The sequence below is a fragment of the Pseudorhodoferax sp. LjRoot39 genome (assembly GCF_964253035.1).
In the GTDB taxonomy this organism is placed as follows: Bacteria; Pseudomonadota; Gammaproteobacteria; order Burkholderiales; family Burkholderiaceae_C; genus Pseudorhodoferax.
In genome coordinates this window covers 5178713-5200112 of sequence record NZ_CAXUQL020000001.1, presented here as the reverse complement: position 1 = coordinate 5200112, position 21400 = coordinate 5178713, and the positions used below count along the sequence as shown (strand labels likewise).

Genomic DNA, 21400 nt, shown 5'->3' with positions numbered 1-21400 from the left:
CTTTGCACAAGTCCCGCATTGCGCCACCGCAGCTTTACATTCTCAGCCTAAGCTTGTTCCCAGCCCGGCATGACAGACCGGGTCTCGAAAGGACTCCAGATGAAACGCTCGACCTTCACCGCAGCCCTGCTGGCCATGGCCCTGGGTGTGCCGTCCGTCGGTGCGCTTGCCCAGCCGCGCGACCGCGACGGCGACCGGGACGACAGGGGGCGCCGCGGCGACCGCGACGACCGGCGCGGCCCCGACCGCCATGGCGACCACCACCATGGCAAGCCCTCGCGCCACCCGCACGGCGGCCCGCCCGGCCATGCCCATGGCGGCCCTCCGGGCCACTGGAGGAAGGGCGACCGCCTGCCACCCTCCTACCGGACCCGCTACTACGTGGTCGACGACTGGCGCGGCCACCGCCTGCAGCGGCCGCCGCGTGGCTACCACTGGGTGCAGGTGGGCGCCGAGTACGTGCTGATCGCCATCGCGACCGGCATCATCGCCCAGGTGCTGCTGTCGCAGTGAGCCGGGCTCAGGGGGCTGGCGGGATCGCCAGCCCGCGCTGCACGGCCGGCCGTGCCACGAAGGCGTCGAGCACGCGTCGCACCTCGCGGAAGTCGTCGAAACCCACGATCTCGCCGGCCCCGTAGAAGCCCGCGAGGTTGCGCACCCAGGGGAACACCGCGATGTCCGCGATGCTGTACTCGTCCCCCATGATCCACTGGCGAGAGGCGAGCCGCCCATCCAGCACTTGCAGCAGCCGGCGCGACTCGGCCACGTAGCGGTCGCGCGGGCGCTTGTCCTCGTAGTCCTTGCCGGCAAATTTGTGGAAGAAGCCGAGCTGGCCGAACATGGGGCCGATGCCGCCCATCTGGAACATCAGCCACTGCAGCGTCTCGTAGCGCGCGGCCTCGTCCGTGGGCATGAGCTGGCCGGTCTTGGCCGCCAGGTAGACCAGGATGGCGCCGGATTCGAACAGCGCGAGCGGTTGGCCATTGGGCCCGTTCGGGTCCAGGATGGCCGGGATCTTGTTGTTCGGATTCAGCGACAGGAACTCGGGCGAGAGCTGGTCGTTGGTGTCGAAGGCCACGCGGTGCACCTCGTAGGGCAGGCCGGTTTCCTCCAGCGCGATGGAGACCTTGACGCCGTTGGGCGTGGGCAAGGAGTACAGCTGCAGGCGATCGGGATGGCGCGCGGGCCACTTCTTGGTGATGGCGAAGGCAGACAGATCAGACATGGTGCTCTGGGTGCGTTGAGGAATCGGGAAAGCGCGCAGCATAGGCCGCGGCGCGCGGCCCTGTGCGACAAGGGGCTTCCCGTTCAGGGTGTGGCCCGTGACCTGGGCAACGGCGGTGGCCGGCTCTCGACCGGCGGCAGCGGATGGTCCTGCAGCGTGGTGTCGGCCGGGGCCACCCAGACCTCCACGGTGTTGGGCCGCGGCCGGTAACGGGCCGACAGCGGCTCGACGATCCAATCCGTGAAGCCGGCCTTGGGGCCGAGCGCGCGCGCGCAGGCCAGCGAAGCGCTGTCGTGGAAGCGCACCGTGGTCTTGTCCACCGGCACGGGACTGGCGTAGCCGCGTGCATTGGCGGTCTCCACCACGTCCTCCAGCGGCGGCACCTCGGCACCCATGGCGCGCCAGGTGCGGCGCAGCGGCCACACGGCGCGGCGCTGGCTGGGGCCGTAGATCTGCATGAAGACCGTGATGCCGGCGCATTCGTGGCTGGGCACGGGTGAGGGCTGCGGCGGCAGTGCGGCACCCGGCGAAGGCGGTGCCGTGGCCGCGGCCGGATGGCGCGCGAAAGCACCCTCGGCGAAGCGGCCCGTGTAGTGGCAGCTGGCCGGCGGCCCGTCGCGCGGCGCGCCGGTGGCGGACTGCTGCAGGTAGACCCGCTCGGCGACCACGGGATCGCAGGGGTGGGAGCTGGAGGCGGCGCCCTTGCCCGTGTAGTCGTAGACCCAGTAGCGCGGCGGCGGCGCCACGGCCAGGATCTCGGGCGCGGGCACCAGGCAGCTGCTGTTGGCGCGGGTGTCGGCGTGGCGCTCGCCGGTGGCCAGCAGTGCGGCGCAGGCGGCGGGCAGGGCCTCCGTCAGCGCCGCGCACTGCTGCATGGCCGACTGGTGGATGCGCCGCGCGAGGTCCGAGCGTGTGAACCAGCGTGCCTCGTCGGTCGGGCACAGCGTGTCGGCCGTGCGCAGCAAGGCGGCCGCCAGGTTGCCGGCGGCTGCCGGGTCGGGCCTGGCCTGGCCACCCGGCGTGGCCTTGGCCCAGAGTTCGGCCAGTTCCTTGAGCGCGGCGCGTTCGTCCAGCGTCTGCTTGGCGAACACGCTGCGCGCCGTCTCGATCGCCTGCCACACGGTCACGCCCAAGGTGGCGGCGGCGCCCAGGCTCAGCGTGGCGCCCACGGCCGTGGCGGTGCCGCTGATGCGCGCTGGCAGCCGGCCACCGGCGGCCGCGCGCGCGCCCTCCTGCTCCTGGGCGGCGCGGCCGGCCTGCGCGGCGGCGAAGGGCGAGCAGTCATCGTCCTCGAACCAGGCGCCGGGGTCGCGCAGCAACTCGGCGATCCAGGCGCGGCTGAGGTTCTGGCCGAGGAAGGTCCCCAGGTGGAAGTAGCTCTCCCACTGCGCTTCCGAGAAGAACTGGTCGGCCGTGGTCTCCTGCGGAAAGTCCGGGTTCTGGCGCTTGAAGTTGACCAGGTCCACGGGCAGCCCGTCGCACAGGTTGGGCTTGATGACGAGCAGGATGCCGGTGCTCGGCTGGGCGCCACCGTACTGCACCTTGGCCAGCGCCAGGCAGGCCGTGCTCTCGGGCGAGGCCAGGTCGTTGAGCGAGCCGAAGCGGGCCAGGGCGGCGGGCACCGGGCCGGTGGCTGGCGCGACGCTGCGCGGGCGCTGGAACAGGATGTCGGCCTGCAGGTCGATGCGCGCCTTGCGCACCAGGTCTTCCAGGTTGTCGAAGCCGTAGCGCGGGTCGGCGCCGCAGTCGGCCAGCACGATGACCTGGGCGCGTTCGGCCAGCAGCGCGTAGGCGCCGGTGTTCTCGAAGTGGCCGCCGTCGGTCAGGAACCAGTTGTCGCCGCGCCCGCCCAGGAAGCTGCCGAAGGTCTCGCTGAGCACACCGCAGGACTTGACGAACAGCCGCGGCCAGCGGCGCTCGGCGCCGGTGCGCGCGGACACGTTCCACCAGTAGCCCAGCCGGATGCCGGCGAAGGTGGCCAGCGCCGAGATGCCGCCGCGCGTGAGGTTTCCGAGGCCCGGGGCGATGGCCGCACCCGAGATCGCCATCCAGCCGCCCAGGCTGGGCAGGCCCTGGGCGGGTGGGCGCTCCCAGCTCTCCTGCGAGACCTTGATCAGCCCGCCGGAGGCCACCGACAGCGGCAGGCCGCGCCGGTCCTGGTTGAACAGGCCGCCACGCGGGTCGCGCGTCTGGTTGATGCAGACGTTGAGCAGGTGCACCGGCCCGCCGCAGTCCTGCGGTCGGTAGTGCTCCAGCGCGATGTCGTCTTCGGCATTGAGGTCGTCCACCGGAATGTGGCGGCGCCGCACCGGCAGCACCGGCGGCACCTCGCCGAGGGCCGACAGCGCGCCAGGCCCGGCGCCCAGGCGCGCGCCATTGGCCGCGCCCAGGTAGCTGCGCACGATGCGCGCCTGGTAGAAGGCGTGCAGCGAGGACAGGTTCAGGAACTCCACGTTGCGCGCCGTGGCCAGGAAGAAGGCCGCCAGCGGCAGCAGGAACAGCAGCCACATCTGCCAGCCCTGGGCGAACTGCGCGCCGTTGTAGCTGAACACCGCGCCCATGACCGCCTTGTGCACCAGCGACACCCACCACACGCACAGCGCGAACGACAATCCATAGCCCAGCACGCGACCGACCACCAGCAGCGCGCGCGTGAGGATGCGCCCGGGCAGCAGCTGCGAGGCCAGCGGCAGCACGGTGCGGATGGCCGCGGCCCAGACCGCCAGCCACAGCGCGGCCGCGCCCTGGCCGGCCTCGGTCAGCGGTTCCAGCTCGAAGGCCAGGAACCAGGCCGCGCGGTCGATCAGGCCGGCCAGCGCCACCGCGCTGAACCAGCGGAAGGAATTGGCCAGCCCGGCCGTGAGCTCGCTGCGCGCGGCTTCGGCGGCCGGGCCGGCGCAGCGCAGCCGCGCGCGGCGCAATGCCAGCGCGCCCACTGGCACGGCCAGCAGCCACAGCAGCAGCAAGGCGGCCGTGACCGCCCACAGCGTGCTGCGCATGACCTCCCCGACCGGGCTGATGCTGGCCGCCACCAGGCGCCAGTACCAGGACAGCAGCCAGGCCGTGGCCAGCGCCACGGCCAGCCAGCCGGGCAGGGCCCAGCGCCGCGCCAGCGTGAGCCAGGGCACGATCCAGTAGGCCATGGCGCGCGTGGCGCCCACCAGCACCACGCAGGGCAGCAGCAGCCAGGCCATGGGCACCCACAGCGGCACCCAGTCCGGCAGGTTGCGCAGCATGGCAAACACCGGGGTGGCGTGCGTGAAGCCGAGGTGGTGCATGAGCTGCCAGCCCGCCAGGTTGGCCGCGGTGAGCAGCACCCCCAGCAGCAGCGCCAGCATGCCGAGCTCGAAATGGATGGCCACCAGGTTGCGCAGGTACAGCGCGGCGACGAAGGTGGCGTCGCGCGCGCCGCGCGGGATCAGGTAGCGGCCGTTCGCGCGCAGCCACCAGACGAACCAGTTGGTGCGCGCCGCGCCCAGGGCTTGCTGCACCTGGGCGGCCTGCTGCGGTGTCCGGGCGCGCGAGAACAGGCGGCCCAGCAGGCCGCCGATGTGGCCGCCACCGGACACCGTGGACAGCAGGTCGAAGCGCAGCAGCAAGCCCTCGCGCGCCAGCGCACGCAGCAGGCCGAAGCAGAAGGTCGCACTGCGGATGCCGCCGCCGGACAGCGCCAGGCCCCACAGGCCGGCTTCTTCCAGCGGCTTGCCCAGCTCGTCATCGGTGCCGGCGTCCGCCCAGGCCTGTCGGCGCGCCTGCACCTGCTTGCGCAATTCGTTGTCCAAGCCAGCCTCCCGCCGCGCCCGGCGGCTGTTGTGCTGGGAACGAGGCTAGCGGGCTCGCGCGCGAAACGTGCGCTGCGAATTATTTCGTTACGTTACCGCCGCCGTGGCGGGCCGGCATGAAGGTCGTCGCACCGGGGCGGCCCGGCAGGTGCAGGGTGGCCGTGGCTGCGGGGCTCTGGGCCAGCACCTGGCCCTTGCGCACGACCTGCAGCCGCGTGGCGCGCAGCCGGATCGCCTCGACCGGATCGCGCGCCTGCAGCAGCACGAAGCTGGCGTCGCAGCCCGGCGCCAGCCCGTAGCCGGATAGGCCCATCACGCGCGCCGCCGCGCCGGTCACGGCCTCGAAGCACTGGGCCATGCCGGCCTCCCCGGTCATCTGCGCCACATGCAGGCCCATGTGGGCGACCTCCAGCATGTCGCCCGAGCCCATGCCGTACCAGGGGTCCATCACGCAGTCGTGGCCGAAGGCCACGGTGACGCCGGCCGCCAGCAGCTCGGGCACGCGCGTCATGCCGCGGCGCTTGGGGTAGCTGTCGTGGCGGCCCTGCAGCGTGATGTTGATGAGCGGGTTGGCCACCACGCTGACACCGCTCTCGGCGATCAGCGGCAGCAGCTTGCTGACGTAGTAGTTGTCCATGCTGTGCATGGAGGTGCAGTGCGAGCCGTTGACGCGGCCCGCCAGGCCCAGGCGCTGCGTTTCGCAGGCCAGCGTCTCGATGTGGCGTGACAGCGGGTCGTCCGATTCGTCGCAGTGCATGTCCACCGGCAGGCCGCGCTCGGCCGCCAGTTCGCACAGCAGCTTCACGCTGGCCGCGCCCTCGGCCATGGTGCGCTCGAAGTGGGGGATGCCGCCGACCACGTCCACGCCCAGGTCGAGCGCGCGCCGCAGGTTGGCCAGGCCGCCGGGGCTGCGCAGCACGCCGTCCTGCGGGAAGGCGACCAGCTGCAGGTCCAGGTAGGGCGCCACGCGCCGACGCACCTCCAGCATGGCCTGGACCGGCAACAGGCTCGCGTCGCTGGTGTCCACATGGCTGCGGATGGCCAGCAGGCCGCGCGCCACGGCCCAGTCGCAGTAGGCCAGGGCGCGCTCGATCAGCGCCTCGGCCGCGAGCAGCGGCTTGAGCTCCCCCCACAGCGCGATGCCCTCGAGCAGGGTGCCGCTCTGGTTGATGCGCGGCAGGCCGCGGCTCAGCGTGGCGTCCAGATGGAAGTGCGGGTCGACGAAGGGCGGGCTGACCAGCAGGCCGCCTGCGTCCAGCGTCTTGTGTGCGGGCGCCTGCAGGCCGGGCGCCACCTCCACGATGCGGCCGTCCTGCACGGCGATGGACATGTCGGATGCGCCGTTCGGCAGCGTGGCGTGGGTGACGAGAAGGTCGAGCATGGCGTGGATCGGCGCCGCGCGGCGCGGCTGGCAAGTGCAAGGGAGAGCGGCTGTGCAGTGTCCGTGCCAGGGCACGGGCCGTGTGGATTGCGCAGACGGTTGCAGGCGCAGGATTGTGCAGCGCCAGCGCCTAGAATTTGCTCCACGTATTCGACTATTGTGTGGGCCCCACCGCCCACGCACCATTGGCCCCATGTCCAGCGCGCCTCCCAAGACCCTTCTGATCGTCGACGACAGCCGTGTTTCACGCATGATGATTCGCACCCTGGTGGCAGCCCGCAAGCCGCACTGGACGTTGCAGGAATGCGAGAGCGGCGACGAGGCGCTGGCCCGGCTGGCGCACGGCGTGCCCGACTATGTGACCATGGACATCAACATGCCCGGCACCATCGGCACAGATGTAGCCGAACGCATCCTGCAGGCCTATCCGCAGGTGCGCATGGTGGTGTTCTCCGCCAACGTGCAGGCAACGCATCAGGCGAGGGCCGCCGCCATGGGCGCCTGCTTCGTGCCCAAGCCGGTCAGCGAGCGCAGCGTGCAGCAGGCCCTGGCCTTCTTCGACGAGGCCGCGTGATCACGCTCAGCGAGCTGCAGACCGACGCGCTGGCCGAGATGTTCAATGTCGGCGCAGGGCATGCAGCGGCCAGCCTGTCGGAGATCGTCGGCGACGAAGTGCTGCTCTCGATCCCGCGCATCGCGTTCTGCCGCCGCGACGAGCTTGGCTCCAGCCTCGCCTTGCTGCGCAGCGAGCGCCTGGGCGCGGTGCGCCAGGATTTCAGCGGCGCTTTCTCGGTCAATGCCTCGCTGCTGTTCACCGAGGACAAGGCGCTGGAGATCGTGCACGAGATGCTCGGCTCGCAGGTCAGCGTCGACGACCTGCCCGAGTTCGAGCAGGAAGCGATGTGCGAGCTCGGCAACATCATCCTGAACGCCTGCATGGCCGCGATCTCGGAGATGCTGGGCGTGGAGATGACCAGCACGCTGCCGCAGTACCTCGTGAACAGCACCGAGACGGTGCTGCACGAGCTCACCTCGGACATGCAGCAGCCCGTGGTGCTGGTGCTGCACATCGATCTCACCATCGAGAAGCGCGAAACGCATGGCGCACTCGTGTTCCTGCTGAGTTCGGCGTCGTTCCACGAGCTGATCGCGGCCGTCGACAGGTTCCTGGCCCGCATTTGAACGACGGGTACGCGGCTTCGGCCTTTCCACCGCACCGATGACTGCCCCGCGCCTGAAGGTCAACTGGCCCATGCTGTCCGACGCATTGGCGCTGGGCCTGGTGCTGCTCGACGGCAAGGGCCGCGTGCTGCACTGGAACGCCTGGATCAGCCGCCACGCTGGCATCGCCCTGGCCGACGCCCAGGGCCACACGCTGGAGGAGGTGTTTCCCGAGGCCTTGTCGGCACCGTTCCGCAAGGCGCTGGGCAATGCCTTGCGGCATCGGCTGCCTATCGTGCTGTCCAACGTGCTGCACCACGCGCCGCTGCCGCTCTATGCGCGGCCCGAGCACCGCCACGGCGACCAGCGTCTGCCGCAGTCGGTGACGATCACACCGGTGGCGCAGCCCGGCGCCGGCCACCTGTGCCTGCTGCAGGTCACCGACACCAGCACACTGGCCACGCGCGAGCGCGTGCTGCAGCTGCGCTCGGACCGGCTCTCGCGCGAGGCCGTGGTCGACGGTCTGACCGGCATCTACAACCGCAAGTACCTGGACGACAAGCTGCGTGCCGAGCTCGAGCGCGCGCAGCGCAGCCAGATCCCGGTGGCGCTGGTGATGTTCGACGTGGACAGCTTCAAGGCCTACAACGACACCTACGGCCATCCGGCCGGCGACCGCGTGCTGGTGGCCATCGCCCACGCCGCGCGCGAGCAGATCAACCGCGCCACCGACGTGCTGGCCCGCTACGGCGGCGAGGAGTTCGCTGCCGTGCTGCCGGCGTCCGACAAGATCGGTGCGCAGATGGTGGCCGAGAAGATCCGCGCTGCGGTGGAGGCGCTGGCGATCCCGCACCAGGCCTCCAGCGTGGCGCCTTGCGTGACGGTGAGCCTGGGCGTGGCCTGCCACGACCCGCGCGACGGCTACCCGGGCGCGCACGAGTTGCTGGAGCTGGCCGATCGGGCGCTCTATGTGGCCAAGCGCAGTGGGCGCAACCAGGTGCGCTGGACCATCAGCAGCGCCACGCCGCTGGACATCTTCCCAGTGACGCAGCGCTGATCAGCGCGTGAGCCGCATGTCGCGCGCGAGCGCTTCGGGCAGGGTCTGCGGATCCTCGACGAAGCGGACCAGGTCGGTCACTTCGCCCGCGCGGATGGTGCCCAGCCGCGCCATCTCCTGCACGCGTTGCTCGAAGCCCTTCCAGTACACCGCGCGCTGACCGACCAGGTAGATCGGCACCGGGTCGAGCTGGCGGCTCTTGATCGATTCCACGGTCTGGTAGATCTCCCACTCGGTGCCGGTACCGCCGGGTGTCACGACCACGGCCGCGGCATGCAGCACCATCATGGATTCGCGCATGGCCACACTGGTGAACACCAGGCCGTCGCTGACGATGGGCTGGCCCTGCCAGGTCTGGAACGCGAGCCGCGCATCGGCTTTCTCGCGCGCCGGGCCGTAGTAGGTGGTGTAGCCGATGCTGGGTCCGCCGGCCTCGGTGGCGCCGCGCGCGGCCGCCTCCATCATGCCGGGGCCGGCGCCGGTCAGGATGGGGAAGCTGGCCCCGTGTGCGCGCGTCCAGTCGGCGGCGAAGCGGCGCACGCCCTGGTACAGGCGCCCGCTGTCGGTCGACGGCGCGCCGGCCTTGTCTTCGCCCAGGCGCGAGCTGCCGTAGACCACGACGAAGCCGCGCGGGTACTTGCCAGCCTTGAAGGCTTGGGCGCAGTGCAGGTCGTGCGCCATGTCTGCCGCCGAAAGCCGGTTCTCCTCGCCCTTGTAAGGGCCGGTGTAGCTCGCGTTGGGCGCCACGCTGGTACAGGCCGTGGGGGCAGGGGGCGTGGCGCAGCCCTGCAACAGGACCAGCCCGGCGACGAGGGGCAGGCAGGCGGCGCGCATCGCGGTGCCCCGGTTACTTGGTGCCGAAGATGCGGTCGCCCGCATCGCCCAGCCCCGGCAGGATGTAGCCGTGCTCGTTGAGCTGCCGGTCGATGGCCGCGGTGTAGATCGGCACGTCGGGGTGCTCCTTCTGCATGGTGGCGATGCCCTCGGGGCAGGTCAGCAGGCAGACGAACTTGATCGACTTGGGGTTGAGCTCCTTGAGTCGCTCGACCGCAGCGCTGGCCGAATTTCCGGTGGCCAGCATGGGGTCGACGACGATGATGTCGCGCTCGTGCATGTCGTGCGGCATCTTGAAGTAGTACTCCACGGCCACCAGCGTCTTGGGGTCGCGGTACAGGCCCACATGGCCCACGCGCGCGCCCGGCACGATGTTGAGCATGCCTTCCAGGATGCCGTTGCCGGCGCGCAGGATGGACACGAACACCAGCTTCTTGCCGTCGATGACGTTGGAGCGCATGGTCTCCAGCGGCGTCTCGATCTCGATCTCCTGCATGGCCATGTCGCGCGTGACCTCGTAGGCCATCAGGCTGGACAGCTCGTTGAGCAGCCGGCGGAAGGTGTTGGTGCTGGCGTCCTTGCGGCGCATCAGCGTGAGCTTGTGCTGCACCAGGGGGTGGTCGATCAAATGGACATTGGACATGGCGGCTTCTTTATTGGTTTGAGGTCGGACTAGAACACGGTGCCATCGCTGGCGATCTGCAGCGGCGGCAAGCCCCCACGCAAGCGCTGGGCCAGCACGCGGCCCATGGCCCAGGTGCCTCCTTCCAGCACGCAGGCCAGCGGCATCTGCGCGGCGCTCACGCCGAGCTGGGCGCGCACGATGGGCGCCAGCTCGTCGAGCAGCGCGACGGTCAGGGCCCGCCATTCCACCACGGGTTCGTCGCCGGGCTGCCAGCTGCGCTGGGCCAGCGCCGGATCGCGCAACGCCAGCACCCCCGCATCGAGCAGCAGGCCGCCGTTGCGGTACTCGGGCAGGCCGGTCAGCGCGGCGATGCCGTCCACGTGCACGCCGGCCCACTGGAACGGTTCGAGCAGCGAGTAGGTCAGCCACTGCGAGAGCTTGTGGAACGGCATCCAGCCCGCGGTGAGACCGGGCCCGGTCACGGCCTCGTGGCGCCAGCAGTCGCCCAGCGGCTGGGTGGCTATGGTGTTCTGCGCGGGCCAGATGCCCGAGAGCGACATCAGCAGCTGCGACAGGATGTCGTGCGCCGCCACGGTGGCGGTGGGCGCGATGCCGGTCGGGCCCAGCGGCGCGATCAGCATGTCGAACAGCCCGCCAGGCCGGCCCTGCGGGCCGAACACCTCGGGCTGGGCGGCGAGCGCCTCGCCCAGCTTGCGCAGCAGCAGCACGCGGCCCTCCAACCCCACGAGTGGATTGGAGGCGCTGACCTGGAAGGCTTGCGCGAGCCGCTCAGGCACGAGGCCGCGCAGGCCGGCCGCGTCGACCTGCAGTGGATGCGCGGGGTCGCTGGAGAACAGCCCGCCCAGGAAGGCATGCCAGCTGGCCACGCCCAGACCTTCGGAGCGCGCGAATCGCTGGCCGCTGGCGGTTTCCAGGTAGCTCCAGTCAGGGCCGGCGCCAGCGTCCAGCAGCACGCTGACCAGCGCCAGGTCGATCATGGCGCGTGCACGCGCCGGCGGGTCCAGCGGCGCGAGCCGGGCGTCGAGCTCGGCCTTGCGGTCCACACCGCCGGCCTCGAAGTGGCGCCAGCGGCTGTGGAACGGGATCTTGAGGTCGGGGTAGCGCTGGCGCGTCAGCGCGGCCACGTCGGCCGCCGTGGTCTGCAGTGCGTCGTCGTGCACCACGAACCAGCGCGAAGCGCCGACGCGCGCACGCTCGAGCAGCTGGCGTGCGCGGGCGCGCACCGCCAGTGTGGTGCGCAGCGCCGTGGCCGCACCTTCGGGGCGGCCGGTGTCCAGTTCCAGGGAGGTGCCGTCGAATGTCATTTGTGCACCCTTCGGCCTTCGGCCTGTCCCGCCAGGCGGGAGCGAGCTTGCTTGGGGCGGCCCGGCGCGGCGCTCATGCGTCCAGCCCCCGGCCCTTGGCCTTCTTGAGTTCTTCCGCATCGGGCACCACGCCCGGCGTGAAGTAGCCGGCCGCCATCTTGGCGTCCATCTCCACGCGCGCGTCGGCCGGGATGAGTTCGTCCGGAATGTTCACGCGCACGCCGACCTCGATGCCCGAGCCCGTGATCGCGTCGTACTTCATGTTGCTCATCGAGACCAGGCGGTGGATCTTTTGGATGCCCAGCCAGTGCAGCACGTCGGGCATGAGCTCCTGGAAGCGCATGTCCTGCACGCCGGCCACGCACTCGGTGCGTGCGAAATACTGGTCGGCCGTGTCGCCGCCGACCTGGCGCTTGCGCGCGTTGTAGACCAGGAACTTGGTGACCTCGCCGAGGGCCCGGCCCTCCTTGCGCGAGTACGACACCAGGCCCACGCCGCCGCGCTGGGCGCCCTGGATGCATTCCTCGATGGCGTGCGTGAGGTAGGGTCGGCAGGTGCAGATGTCCGAGCCGAACACGTCCGAACCATTGCACTCGTCGTGCACGCGCGCGGTCAGCTCCACGGCGGGATCGGCCAGGTCGCGCGGGTCGCCGAAGATGTAGACGGTCTGGCCGCCGATGGGGGGCAGGAACACCTCGAGGTCCGAGCGCGTCACGAGCTCGGGGTACATGCCGCCGGTCTCCTCGAACAGCACGCGGCGCAGGTCGGTCTCCGAGCAGCCGAAGCGCCGGGCGACACCGGGCAGGTACCAGACCGGCTCGACCGCGGCCTTGGTCACCATGGCCGCGCCGCCCGCGGTCAGGAACTTGCCGTCGGCCTTCAGGCGGCCCTTCTGCAAGGCTTCCAGCACCTCGGGAAGGATCACATGGGCCTTGGTCACGGCGATGGTCGGCCGGATGTCGTAGCCGGCCGCCAGCTCGGTCGAGAACACGTCGGCCACCGAGGCTCCCCAGGGGTCCAGGCTCACGATCTTGCCGGGCTCGCTCCACTGCGGATAGGGCCCGATCAGGTCGGTCGGCATGGTGTTGGTGAGGTCGGCCTTGTGCTGGCGCGACAGCGCACCGGCCGCGACGGCCAGCGCGCGGTAGACGCTGTAGGAGCCGCTGTGCGTGCCGATCACGTTGCGGTGGGCGCGCTTGGAGGTGGTGCCGACCACGGGGCCGCGCTCGGCCGCTGTGGCGGCGTCCCAGCGGATCGGCAGGGCGCCGAAGCCGCCGCTATGCGAGGTCAGCCGGATGTGGCCCGCAGCCGGCTTGGGTCCGGCCGCAGGGGAGGGTGTGGGGGTGGCAGCGCCGGCTTCTGCAGACATGGTCGATCCTCGAAAGGGACCGGCTGCGCGGAGAAACGCAGCCGGCCTGCTGGCCCACCGGATGGTGGTGTCTGCCAAGCATAGCGACTCGCCGGACGTTGATGCACGTGATGCTGTGGCGCGGTGTGCATCCGCGCCACAGCGGGGTCGACATCAGGCCTTGTGCGCGGCTGCGGTCTTCTTGCCCGCGTGGCTGGTCTTGTGGCTCTTCTTCTTGGCCACGGTCTTCTTGGCCGGCATGGCCTTGGTGGCTGCAGGTGCTGCATCGGCAGGCGCAGCGGCTGCGGCCGGCGTGGCCGGCGCTGCGGCAGGGGCCTGGGCGAAGCTGGCCGAAGCGGCCAGTGCCAGGGCGGCGGCGGCGATCAGGGTCTGGGTGCGGGTCATGGTGCGGTCTTTCGGTGGGCAAGACTCGTGGCAACTCCGAGTCGGTCGAGTGGGCTGGGCAGGTGCCCGGCTTGGAACCACAACGCGGCTGGCCGCGCGCGCAGGGACAGCCCGCGCGCGCGGCCAGATGACAGATGCAACAAAGCCTGCGCTGAAAACCTGCTAGCCGGCGGCGCCTTGGGGATTGGCCCGGTGCTCACCAAGTTCGGCCGCCTGGGAGGCCTGCCACGGATCTGAGGACGATCGGGATGGTCTGCTGCTGGCGGCGTGAGGGTCTACTGTCCGGCCCTGGGTGGGATGGGTCCCGAGAGCCCGGCGGAGACGGTCTTCAGCCTCTGTCCAGTGGTCTGGAACTTGAGAAACCGCTGCCCTCCGTGGTCCACATCTCCAACGTATTCAAATCCTAGCCTGCGCAGACCCCTGGTCCGCAGCCGACTGGGCGGCAGCAAGATGCTGACAGTCTCGATGCCGAGCTCCATTCGGTGACCCATGAAGTGGTGGAAGATCTGGCCACCTCGTCCCCAATACCCTGGAAAAAGGACCAAGGCGAAATCGGCCTCTCCATCTTCCTGTTGAAAGCCGCCCCAGCCTGCAAAGTCGTGATCGATCCGGATTGCCAGCGGCCCGTAGCCATTTTCGATCCATTGAGAATCCTTCCCTCGAATCCACGCTGCAACGGCCTCCTCATTCCAACTGCCGTCTGCCAGGGGCATATGGCGGACGACGTCTGGATGATTCAGCAGAGTCATCCAGTGCTCTGTCGGCACATCGGAGAAGGGGTGCAGAGAAAAGCCCATGCCTTGGGCGCAAACGGGCAATAACTCAAGCCGAGCCGGCCGTCACGTGCACGCCCGGCCTGCGCCCATCGTTCCAGCGCCCACCGATCGCGCGCTCGATCTGCGCTGCCAGCTGCAGCAGCAGGCCGTCGCCGGCTTGGCGCGTCTGCGCGTGCATGCCCAGCGGCAGGCCATGCTCGTTCCAGGCCAGCGGCAGCGAGATGCCGGGGATGCCGCACAGGTTGGCGATCGGCGTGTAGGCGAAGTTGCGCCACAGGTTCTCGAACCAGTCGTGCACCGAGGGGTTGTCGCTGGTGGTCAGGTACTCGGTCGTGCCCACGCGCGGCGTCGGCAGCGCGGTGACAGGCGACAGCAGGATGTCCCAGTCCTCGAAGAAGGCGCCGAAGCCGCGCGCCGTGCTGTTGAACGCGGCCTGCATCGCAAAGCGCTGGGCAAAGCTTGCGTCGCGGCCGGCTTCCCAGATCTTGATGTTGATGGGCTCGATCTTGTCGGCCGGCGGGCGGTCCAGACTCAGCGTGCGCAGCAGGGTCTCGATGGTCTGTGCGAAGTTGCTGATGTAGCAGAAGGTCTGGGCCTGGAAGGCGGCGCGGATGTCCACGGCCGGTTGGGCCCATGCGACCTCGTGGCCCAGGCCTTCGAGGAAGCGGCCCATGCGCTCCAGTTCGGCCGCGATGTGCGGGGTGGCCGCGAAGTCGCCCCACTGGTGCACGAGCGCGATGCGCAGCCGGCCCGGGTCGCGCTGGATGAGATCGGCATAGGGTTCGGGCGCGCTCCAGTAGGGCATGAACTCACCCGGCGCGCCGCCGCGGCAGTGGTCCACGAAGCTGGCCATGTCGCGCACCGTGCGGCTGATGGCGCCTTGCGTGGAGACCAGGCCTGACAGGTCCGAGAGATTCGGTGCGATCGAGAACACGCCGCGCGAGCACTTCAGGCCAATCGCCCCGTTGACACCGGCCGGGATGCGGATGGAGCCACCGCCATCGGTCGCATGGGCGATCGGCACCACACCGGCCGCCACCATGGCGGCCGAGCCGGCCGAGGAGCCGCAGGTCGTGTAGTCCAGGTCCCAGGGGTTGCGCGTGACGAAGAGTGCGTTCTCGACCGAGCTGCAGACGCCGAACTCGGGCGTGGTCGTGCGGCCGATGATGTTGAGCCCGGCCTGGCGCAGCTTGCCGGCCAGGAAGCTGTCGGCGCTGGCGCGGTTGCCCTGCATGAGCTGCGAGCCCATCTCCTGCAGCCGGCCCTTGAGCGTGGGCCCCAGGTCCTTCATGAGGTAGGGCAGGCCGGCGAAGACGCCGTCGGGGTTCATGCCGTCCTTGAGCGGATCGGCGACGACGTCGTCGAAGACCTCGACCACGGCGCTGGTCGGGCCATTGGTCAACGCGATGCCGGCCGCGGCCTGGGCCGCGAGTTCGGCCGGCGTCAGTTCGCCGGCGCGCACGCGCGCGGCCAGGGCCGTGCCATCGTGCGCGGTCCATTCGTCCCAGGACATCGCGAGCGTCATGCGGACATCTCCAGACCGGGGGCGTGGCGGGGCATCGGGCAATCCATAGGGTGTTGATCGGGAATGGAAAAAGGGGGGCGCGAAGCGCGCGGTGCAGGGCGTCGTTCAGCGCTTGCGGCCGCCGAAGATCCCGCCCAGCACGCCGCGCAGGATCTCGTTGCCGATCTTGGTGCCCATGGTGCGCATGGTGGACTTGGCCATGGTCTGCACCAGGCCGTCGCGCTTGCCGCCGCGCGGGCCGGTCGAGCCGAACAGCAGGTCGTTCAAGCCGTCCATCATGGTGCTGTTGCCGCCGCTGTCCTGGCGCGCACCGGCCGTGGCCTTGGCGTCCGCGGCACCGGCTGCGGAATCCTCGGCTCGGCCCTTGAGCTTCTCGTAGGCCGACTCGCGGTCGACCACCTTCTCGTAGACGCCGGCCACCAGCGAGCCGGCGGTCAGCGCCTGGCGCTGCTGCGGCGTGATCGGCCCGACCTGGCTGCCCGGTGGCAGCATGTAGGCGCGCTCGGTGATGCCGGGGCGGCCCTTGGCGTCGAGCAGGCTGACCAGGGCCTCGCCCACGGCCAGTTCGGTGATCGCGGCCTCGATGTCCAGTCCGGGCTTTTGCCGCATGGTGGAGGCTGTCGCCTTGACGGCCTTCTGGTCGCGCGGCGTGAAGGCGCGCAGCGCGTGCTGCACGCGGTTGCCCAGCTGCGCCAGCACGGTGTCGGGAATGTCCAGCGGGTTCTGCGTCACGAAGTACACGCCCACGCCCTTGGAGCGCACCAGCCGCACCACGAGCTCGATGCGCTCGATGAGCACCTTGGGCGCCTCGTTGAACAGCAGGTGGGCCTCGTCGAAGAAGAACACCAGCTTGGGCTTGTCGGGGTCGCCGATCTCGGGCAGTTGCTCGAACAGCTCGGACAGCAGCCACAGCAAAAAGGTGGCGTACAGCCGCGGCGAATTCATGAGCTTGTCGGCCGCCAGCACGTTGACCATGCCGTGGCCGTTGCCATCGGTCTGCATGAAGTCGGCGATGTCCAGCATGGGCTCGCCGAAGAACTGGTCGCCGCCCTGGCCCTCGATCTGCAATAGGCCGCGCTGGATGGCGCCCACGCTGGCGGCGCTGATGTTGCCGTACTCGGTGGTGAAGGTCTTGGCGTTCTCGCCCACGTGCTGCAGCATGGCACGCAGGTCTTTCAGATCCAGCAGCAGCATGCCGGCGTCGTCGGCGATCTTGAACACCAGGTTCAGCACGCCGGCCTGGGTGTCGTTGAGGTTGAGCATGCGCGCCAGCAACAGCGGCCCCATGTCGGAGACGGTGGCGCGCACCGGGTGGCCTTGCGCGCCGAACACGTCCCACAGTTGCACGGGGCAGGCCATGGGCGTCGGCGCCGCGATGCCGCGCTCGGACAGGATGGCCGCCATCTTGGCGTTGGGCGTGCCGGGCTGGCTGATGCCGGTCAGGTCACCCTTGACGTCGGCCATGAACACCGGCACGCCGATCTTCGAGAAATTCTCGGCCAGCGTCTGCAGCGAAACCGTCTTGCCGGTGCCGGTGGCGCCGGTGATCAGGCCGTGCCGGTTGGCCAGGCCCGGCAGCAGTTCGCACTGGGTATTGCTGTTCTTGGCGATCACGAGCGGCTCGGCCATGGCGTCCATCCTTCAATCGAAAAGTAAAATCCGCGCCCGAGATTAAATCAGACCGATAGAAGGATTCTTCGTGGCCGGACACAGCAAATGGGCGAACATCCAGCACCGCAAGGGCAGGCAGGACGAAAAGCGGGGCAAGATCTGGACGCGCATCATCCGTGAGATCACGGTCGCGGCCCGCCAGGGTGGCGGCGATCTGTCGGCCAACCCGCGGCTGCGGCTGGCCGTGGACAAGGCCAAGGCGGCCAACATGCCGGCCGACCGTGTCAAGTACAACATCGACAAGGCCACCGGCAATGCCGAAGGCGTGCACTACGAGGAGATCCGCTACGAGGGCTATGGCATCGCGGGCGCGGCCATCATCGTCGACACCATGACCGACAACCACGTGCGCACCGTGGCCGAGGTGCGCCACGCCTTCAGCAAGTACGGTGGCAACATGGGCACCAACGGCTCGGTGGCCTTCCAGTTCAGGCACTGCGGCCAGATCGTGCTGGCGCCCGGCGCCGACGAGGACAAGGTCATGGAAGTGGCTCTGGAAGCCGGCGCCGACGACGTGCTGACCGACGACGATGGCGCCATCGAGGTGCTGACGCCGTACCCGGAATTCGAGAAGGTCAAGAATGCGCTGGAGGCCGCTGGCTTCCAGCCCGAGCTGGCCGAAGTGACCATGCGGGCCGAGAACACCATCGAGCTGACCGGCGAAGATGCCGAACGCATGCAAAAGCTGCTGGACGTCCTGGAAGACCTGGACGACGTGCAGAACGTGTACCACAACGGGGCGCTCTGAGATGAAGGTATTGGTAATCGGCGGCGGCGGACGCGAGCACGCGCTGGCCTGGAAGCTGGCGCAGTCGTCCCGCGTCACGCGTGTCTACGTGGCGCCCGGCAACGGCGGCACGGCGCTGGACGAGCGGCTCGTCAACGTGCCCATCACCGACGTGGTGGCGCTGCGCGAATGGGCGCAGAAGGAGCAGATCGCACTGAGCGTGGTCGGCCCCGAGGGGCCGCTGGCTGCCGGCGTGGTGGACGAGTTCCGCGCCCATGGCCAGCGCATCTTCGGCCCGACCAAGGCCGCGGCCCAGCTGGAAAGCTCCAAGGCCTTCTCCAAGGCCTTCATGCAGCGCCACGGCATTCCGACGGCCGAGTACCAGACCTTCAGCGACCCGAAGGAGGCCCATGCCTATGTGGACGCCAAGGGCGCGCCCATCGTCATCAAGGCCGACGGCCTGGCGGCCGGCAAGGGCGTGGTCGTGGCCACCACGCTGGCCGAGGCCCATGAGGCCATCGACTTCATGCTGGTCGACAACACGCTGGGCGTGGCGCACAACGCAGGCGGCGCACGCGTGGTGATCGAGGAGTTCCTCGCGGGCGAGGAAGCCAGCTTCATCGTGCTGTGCGATGGCAAGAACGTGACCGCCATGGCCACCAGCCAGGACCACAAGCGCCTGCAGGACGGCGACCAGGGCCCGAACACGGGTGGCATGGGCGCCTATTCGCCCGCGCCCGTGGTCACGGCCGACGTGCATGCCCGCGCCATGCGCGAGATCATCCTGCCGACCATCCGCGGCATGGAGAAGGACGGCATCGCCTACACCGGCTTCCTGTATGCCGGCCTCATGATCGATGCCCAGGGCCGTCCCAAGACGCTGGAGTTCAACTGCCGCCTGGGCGACCCCGAGACCCAGCCGTTGCTGATGCGCCTGAAGTCCGACCTGTTCGAGGTGTTCTGGGCCGCAACCGAACCCGGCCCGCATGGCAAGCTCGACCAGGTCGAGCTCGAGTGGGACCGCCGCATCGCGCTGGGCGTGGTGCTGGCCGCCCACGGCTACCCGCTGACGCCGCGCAAGGGCGATGCGATCACGGGCCTGCCGGCCGCCGAGCCGGACGCCGTGGTGTTCCACGCCGGCACCCAGCGCGACGCCGACGGCACCGTGCGCGTGACTGGCGGCCGCGTCCTGTGCGTGACCGTGCTGGCCGACAAGGTCAAGCTGGCCCAGCAGCGCGCCTACGAGGTCGTGCGTGGCATCCAGTTCGACGGCATGCAGTACCGCCGCGACATCGGCCACCGCGCCGCGAAATGACGGCCGGCGCCGCTGTGCAGTTCGCAGCCTGGCTGCGCGGCCTGCAGGAGGAAATCTGCAGCGCCGTCGCAGCGGTGGATGGCGGCCGGTTCGTGACCGACCCCTGGACCAAGGCCCCCGACGAGGTGCTGCAGGGCGAGGGCGTCACGCGCATCCTGGAGAACGGTGCCGTGTTCGAACGTGCGGGCTGCGGCTTCTCGCATGTGCGCGGCCCGAAGCTGCCGCCCTCGGCCACGCAACACCGCCCGCAACTGGCGGGTGCGCCGTTCGAGGCCATGGGCGTCTCGCTGGTGTTCCACCCGCGCAACCCCTACGCCCCCACCGTGCACATGAACGTGCGCATGATCGCGGCCGGCCATCCGGGCGAGATGCCGGTGTGCTGGTTCGGTGGCGGCATGGACCTCACGCCCGTCTACGGCTTCGAAGACGATGCGCGCCATTTCCACCAGGTCTGCCGCGATGCGCTGGCGCCCTATGGCGACGACAAGTACCCGCGCTTCAAGCAGTGGTGCGACGAATACTTCTTCTTGAAGCACCGGCAGGAAGCACGCGGCATCGGCGGCGTGTTCTTCGACGACTTCTCCGAGCTCGGCATGGCGCGCAGCCAGGCCATGACCCAGGCCGTGGGCGCGGCCTTCCTGGGCGCCTACCTGCCCATCCTGGAGCGCCGCAAGGGCATGGCCTATGGCGAGCGCGAGCGCGCCTTCCAGCTGTATCGGCGCGGCCGCTACGTGGAGTTCAACCTGGTGTGGGACCGCGGCACGCACTTCGGCCTGCAGTCGGGCGGGCGCACCGAGTCCATCTTGCTGTCGATGCCGCCGCAGGCGGCCTGGTCCTACCGCCACCAGCCCGAGCCCGGCTCGGCCGAGGCGCAGCTGACCGCGCACTTCCTGGTGCCGCGCGCGTGGATCTGAGCGACGCTTCGCTGCTGCGCGTCGGCGTCTACGGCGGCGCCTTCGACCCACCGCACAACACCCATGTGGACCTGGTGCGCGCTGCCATGGCCCAGTGGCAGCTCGACCGGTTGCACGTGCTGCCCACGGGCCAGCCCTGGCACCGCCCCCGGCAGCCCACCGACGCGGTGCACCGCCTCGTCATGGCCGAACTGGCTTTCGAGGGCATCCCCGGCGTGGTCGTGGACGCGCGCGAAATCGAGCGCACTGGCCCCAGCTATACCGTGGACAGCCTGCGGGAACTGCAAATCGGCTATCCTCGCGCCCGGCTGCACCTCTTGATCGGCTCCGATCAGGCGCGTGCATTGACCAGTTGGCACGCGTGGCAGGAGATCGTGAAGCTGGCAAATCTGTGCGTCGCCGCCCGTGTGGACGACGCCGCGCCGCAAGGCCAGGTGCCCGACCTGGCGTTGCCGGGCGCGACAATCGACTTCCTCCACACCCATCCGGTGGCGACCAGCGCCACCGAAATACGCCAGCGCGTCGCGGCGGGCCAGGGCATTGCCCATCTGGTTCCGCCCGCCGTTGCAGGCTATATTGACCAACACCACCTCTACCGTACCGCTCGATGACCACTGGCCCCTCCACGGAATCCGCCGCCAAGAAAGACACCCAGAAGCTGCAGAGGTCCATCATCGATGGCCTCGAAGACGTCAAGGCGCAGGACATCCAGGTCTTCAACACAGAGCACCTGTCCCCGCTGTTCGAGCGCGTGATCGTCGCCTCGGGCACCTCCAACCGCCAGACCCGCGCGCTGGCCGCCAGCGTGCGCGATGCGGTGCGCGAAGCCGGCTTCGGTAAACCGCGCATCGAGGGCGAGGACAACGGCGAGTGGATCATCGTGGACTGCGGCCCGGCCGTGGTGCACATCATGCAGCCCAGCATCCGCCAGTACTACCACCTGGAAGAGCTGTGGGGCGACAAGCCCGTGCGCCTGAAGCTCGGTGCGCCCAAGCCCGCCGCGCCGGTCAAGGCGGTCGAGAAGGCGCCGGCCAAGAAGGTCACCGCGAAGACCGCGGCCAAGACGCCCGCGGGCAAGAAGGCCGCCGCCAAGAAGGCCCGCAAGCCCGAGCCCGAGTACGCACCCGAACGCCCCGTGATCGAGGCGCCGGCCCGCAAGAAGGCGCCGGCGAAGAAGGCGGCGCCGGCCGCCAAGACCGCCGCGCCCGCCAAGAAGGCCGCGGCCAAGAAGGCACCCGTGAAGACCCCGGTCAAGACCGTGGTCGTGGGCAAGCCGGTGGCGAAGAAGGCGGCGCCCGCCAAGAAGGCCGCTGCACGTCGCACCTGATT

General features: G+C 69.9%; 20 protein-coding genes. 9 read left to right on the top strand and 11 right to left on the bottom strand.

The genetic code is table 11. The features are described from left to right. Positions 1 to 99: 99 nt before the first annotated feature. Positions 100 to 513, top strand: coding sequence for an RcnB family protein (locus ACSQ4M_RS24205; RefSeq protein ID WP_436191956.1), 414 nt, complete (start codon positions 100 to 102; stop codon positions 511 to 513). A 7-nt stretch (positions 514 to 520) separates the two neighbouring features. On the opposite strand, the gene ACSQ4M_RS24200 is transcribed toward ACSQ4M_RS24205, so the two are convergent. From ACSQ4M_RS24200 to ACSQ4M_RS24190, 3 genes are all read right to left on the bottom strand, one after another. Continuing rightward, the gene (locus ACSQ4M_RS24200) at positions 521 to 1225 is read right to left on the bottom strand and encodes a glutathione S-transferase N-terminal domain-containing protein (protein ID WP_436191955.1); all 705 of its coding nucleotides are present in this window, start codon (positions 1223 to 1225) and stop codon (positions 521 to 523) included. Between the two features lie 83 nt (positions 1226 to 1308). Beyond that, complete coding sequence (locus tag ACSQ4M_RS24195; RefSeq protein WP_436191954.1) at positions 1309 to 5007, bottom strand: patatin-like phospholipase family protein; 3699 nt, start codon at positions 5005 to 5007, stop codon at positions 1309 to 1311. 79 nt (positions 5008 to 5086) lie between these two features. Further along, positions 5087 to 6388 (bottom strand): amidohydrolase family protein, encoded by a 1302-nt coding sequence (locus ACSQ4M_RS24190; RefSeq protein ID WP_436191953.1) that lies wholly within the window; start codon positions 6386 to 6388, stop codon positions 5087 to 5089. 193 nt (positions 6389 to 6581) lie between these two features. Here ACSQ4M_RS24190 and ACSQ4M_RS24185 point away from each other — a divergent pair, with 193 nt between their 5' ends. The 3 genes from ACSQ4M_RS24185 to ACSQ4M_RS24175 are packed head-to-tail and all read left to right on the top strand — an operon-like array spanning position 6582 to position 8606. After that, positions 6582 to 6962 carry a response regulator transcription factor gene (locus ACSQ4M_RS24185; RefSeq protein ID WP_436191952.1) on the top strand — a complete coding sequence of 127 codons (381 nt, stop codon included), beginning with the start codon at positions 6582 to 6584 and terminating at the stop codon, positions 6960 to 6962. Next, positions 6959 to 7570, top strand: a complete 612-nt coding sequence (locus ACSQ4M_RS24180; protein ID WP_436191951.1) for a chemotaxis protein CheX — start codon at positions 6959 to 6961, stop codon at positions 7568 to 7570. The genes ACSQ4M_RS24185 and ACSQ4M_RS24180 overlap by 4 nt, the downstream gene beginning before the upstream one ends. 37 nt (positions 7571 to 7607) lie before the next feature. Next, a complete protein-coding gene (locus tag ACSQ4M_RS24175; RefSeq protein ID WP_436191950.1) occupies positions 7608 to 8606 on the top strand; it encodes a GGDEF domain-containing protein in 999 nt (332 codons plus the stop codon). Here the strand turns inward: ACSQ4M_RS24175 and ACSQ4M_RS24170 are convergent, their stop codons facing one another. The 8 genes from ACSQ4M_RS24170 to ACSQ4M_RS24135 all read right to left on the bottom strand — a co-directional run bounded on the left by ACSQ4M_RS24170 (position 8607) and on the right by ACSQ4M_RS24135 (position 17073). After that, positions 8607 to 9440, bottom strand: a complete 834-nt coding sequence (locus tag ACSQ4M_RS24170) for an LOG family protein (RefSeq protein WP_436191949.1) — start codon at positions 9438 to 9440, stop codon at positions 8607 to 8609. A gap of 13 nt (positions 9441 to 9453) precedes the next feature. After that, the gene (upp, locus tag ACSQ4M_RS24165) at positions 9454 to 10083 is read right to left on the bottom strand and encodes a uracil phosphoribosyltransferase (RefSeq protein WP_056903037.1); all 630 of its coding nucleotides are present in this window, start codon (positions 10081 to 10083) and stop codon (positions 9454 to 9456) included. A 29-nt stretch (positions 10084 to 10112) separates the two neighbouring features. After that, positions 10113 to 11390 carry a URC4/urg3 family protein gene (locus ACSQ4M_RS24160; protein WP_436191948.1) on the bottom strand — a complete coding sequence of 426 codons (1278 nt, stop codon included), beginning with the start codon at positions 11388 to 11390 and terminating at the stop codon, positions 10113 to 10115. 73 nt (positions 11391 to 11463) lie between these two features. After that, a complete protein-coding gene (locus tag ACSQ4M_RS24155; protein WP_436191947.1) occupies positions 11464 to 12759 on the bottom strand; it encodes a GTP cyclohydrolase II in 1296 nt (431 codons plus the stop codon). Positions 12760 to 12912: 153 nt separating this feature from the next. After that, entirely contained in the window at positions 12913 to 13143 is a 231-nt protein-coding gene (locus tag ACSQ4M_RS24150) for a hypothetical protein (RefSeq protein WP_436191946.1), read from the bottom strand. Positions 13144 to 13418: 275 nt separating this feature from the next. After that, positions 13419 to 13940 carry a GNAT family N-acetyltransferase gene (locus tag ACSQ4M_RS24145; protein WP_436191945.1) on the bottom strand — a complete coding sequence of 174 codons (522 nt, stop codon included), beginning with the start codon at positions 13938 to 13940 and terminating at the stop codon, positions 13419 to 13421. Between the two features lie 25 nt (positions 13941 to 13965). Next, complete coding sequence (locus tag ACSQ4M_RS24140; protein ID WP_436191944.1) at positions 13966 to 15444, bottom strand: amidase; 1479 nt, start codon at positions 15442 to 15444, stop codon at positions 13966 to 13968. Positions 15445 to 15549: 105 nt separating this feature from the next. Further along, positions 15550 to 17073 carry a helicase HerA-like C-terminal domain-containing protein gene (locus ACSQ4M_RS24135; RefSeq protein WP_436191943.1) on the bottom strand — a complete coding sequence of 508 codons (1524 nt, stop codon included), beginning with the start codon at positions 17071 to 17073 and terminating at the stop codon, positions 15550 to 15552. A gap of 70 nt (positions 17074 to 17143) precedes the next feature. On the opposite strand from ACSQ4M_RS24135, the gene ACSQ4M_RS24130 reads away from it, so the two are divergent. The 5 genes from ACSQ4M_RS24130 to rsfS are packed head-to-tail and all read left to right on the top strand — an operon-like array spanning position 17144 to position 21398. Continuing rightward, positions 17144 to 17863, top strand: a complete 720-nt coding sequence (locus tag ACSQ4M_RS24130) for a YebC/PmpR family DNA-binding transcriptional regulator (RefSeq protein WP_436191942.1) — start codon at positions 17144 to 17146, stop codon at positions 17861 to 17863. A gap of 1 nt (position 17864) precedes the next feature. Continuing rightward, positions 17865 to 19157, top strand: coding sequence for a phosphoribosylamine--glycine ligase (gene purD / locus ACSQ4M_RS24125; RefSeq protein WP_436191941.1), 1293 nt, complete (start codon positions 17865 to 17867; stop codon positions 19155 to 19157). Continuing rightward, positions 19154 to 20071, top strand: coding sequence for an oxygen-dependent coproporphyrinogen oxidase (gene hemF / locus ACSQ4M_RS24120; protein WP_436191940.1), 918 nt, complete (start codon positions 19154 to 19156; stop codon positions 20069 to 20071). The genes purD and hemF overlap by 4 nt, the downstream gene beginning before the upstream one ends. Beyond that, a complete protein-coding gene (gene nadD, locus ACSQ4M_RS24115) occupies positions 20062 to 20682 on the top strand; it encodes a nicotinate (nicotinamide) nucleotide adenylyltransferase (protein WP_436191939.1) in 621 nt (206 codons plus the stop codon). The genes hemF and nadD overlap by 10 nt, the downstream gene beginning before the upstream one ends. Continuing rightward, on the top strand, positions 20679 to 21398 hold the full coding sequence (gene rsfS, locus ACSQ4M_RS24110) for a ribosome silencing factor (RefSeq protein WP_436191938.1): 720 nt from the start codon (positions 20679 to 20681) through the stop codon (positions 21396 to 21398). The genes nadD and rsfS overlap by 4 nt, the downstream gene beginning before the upstream one ends. Positions 21399 to 21400 lie beyond the last annotated feature (2 nt).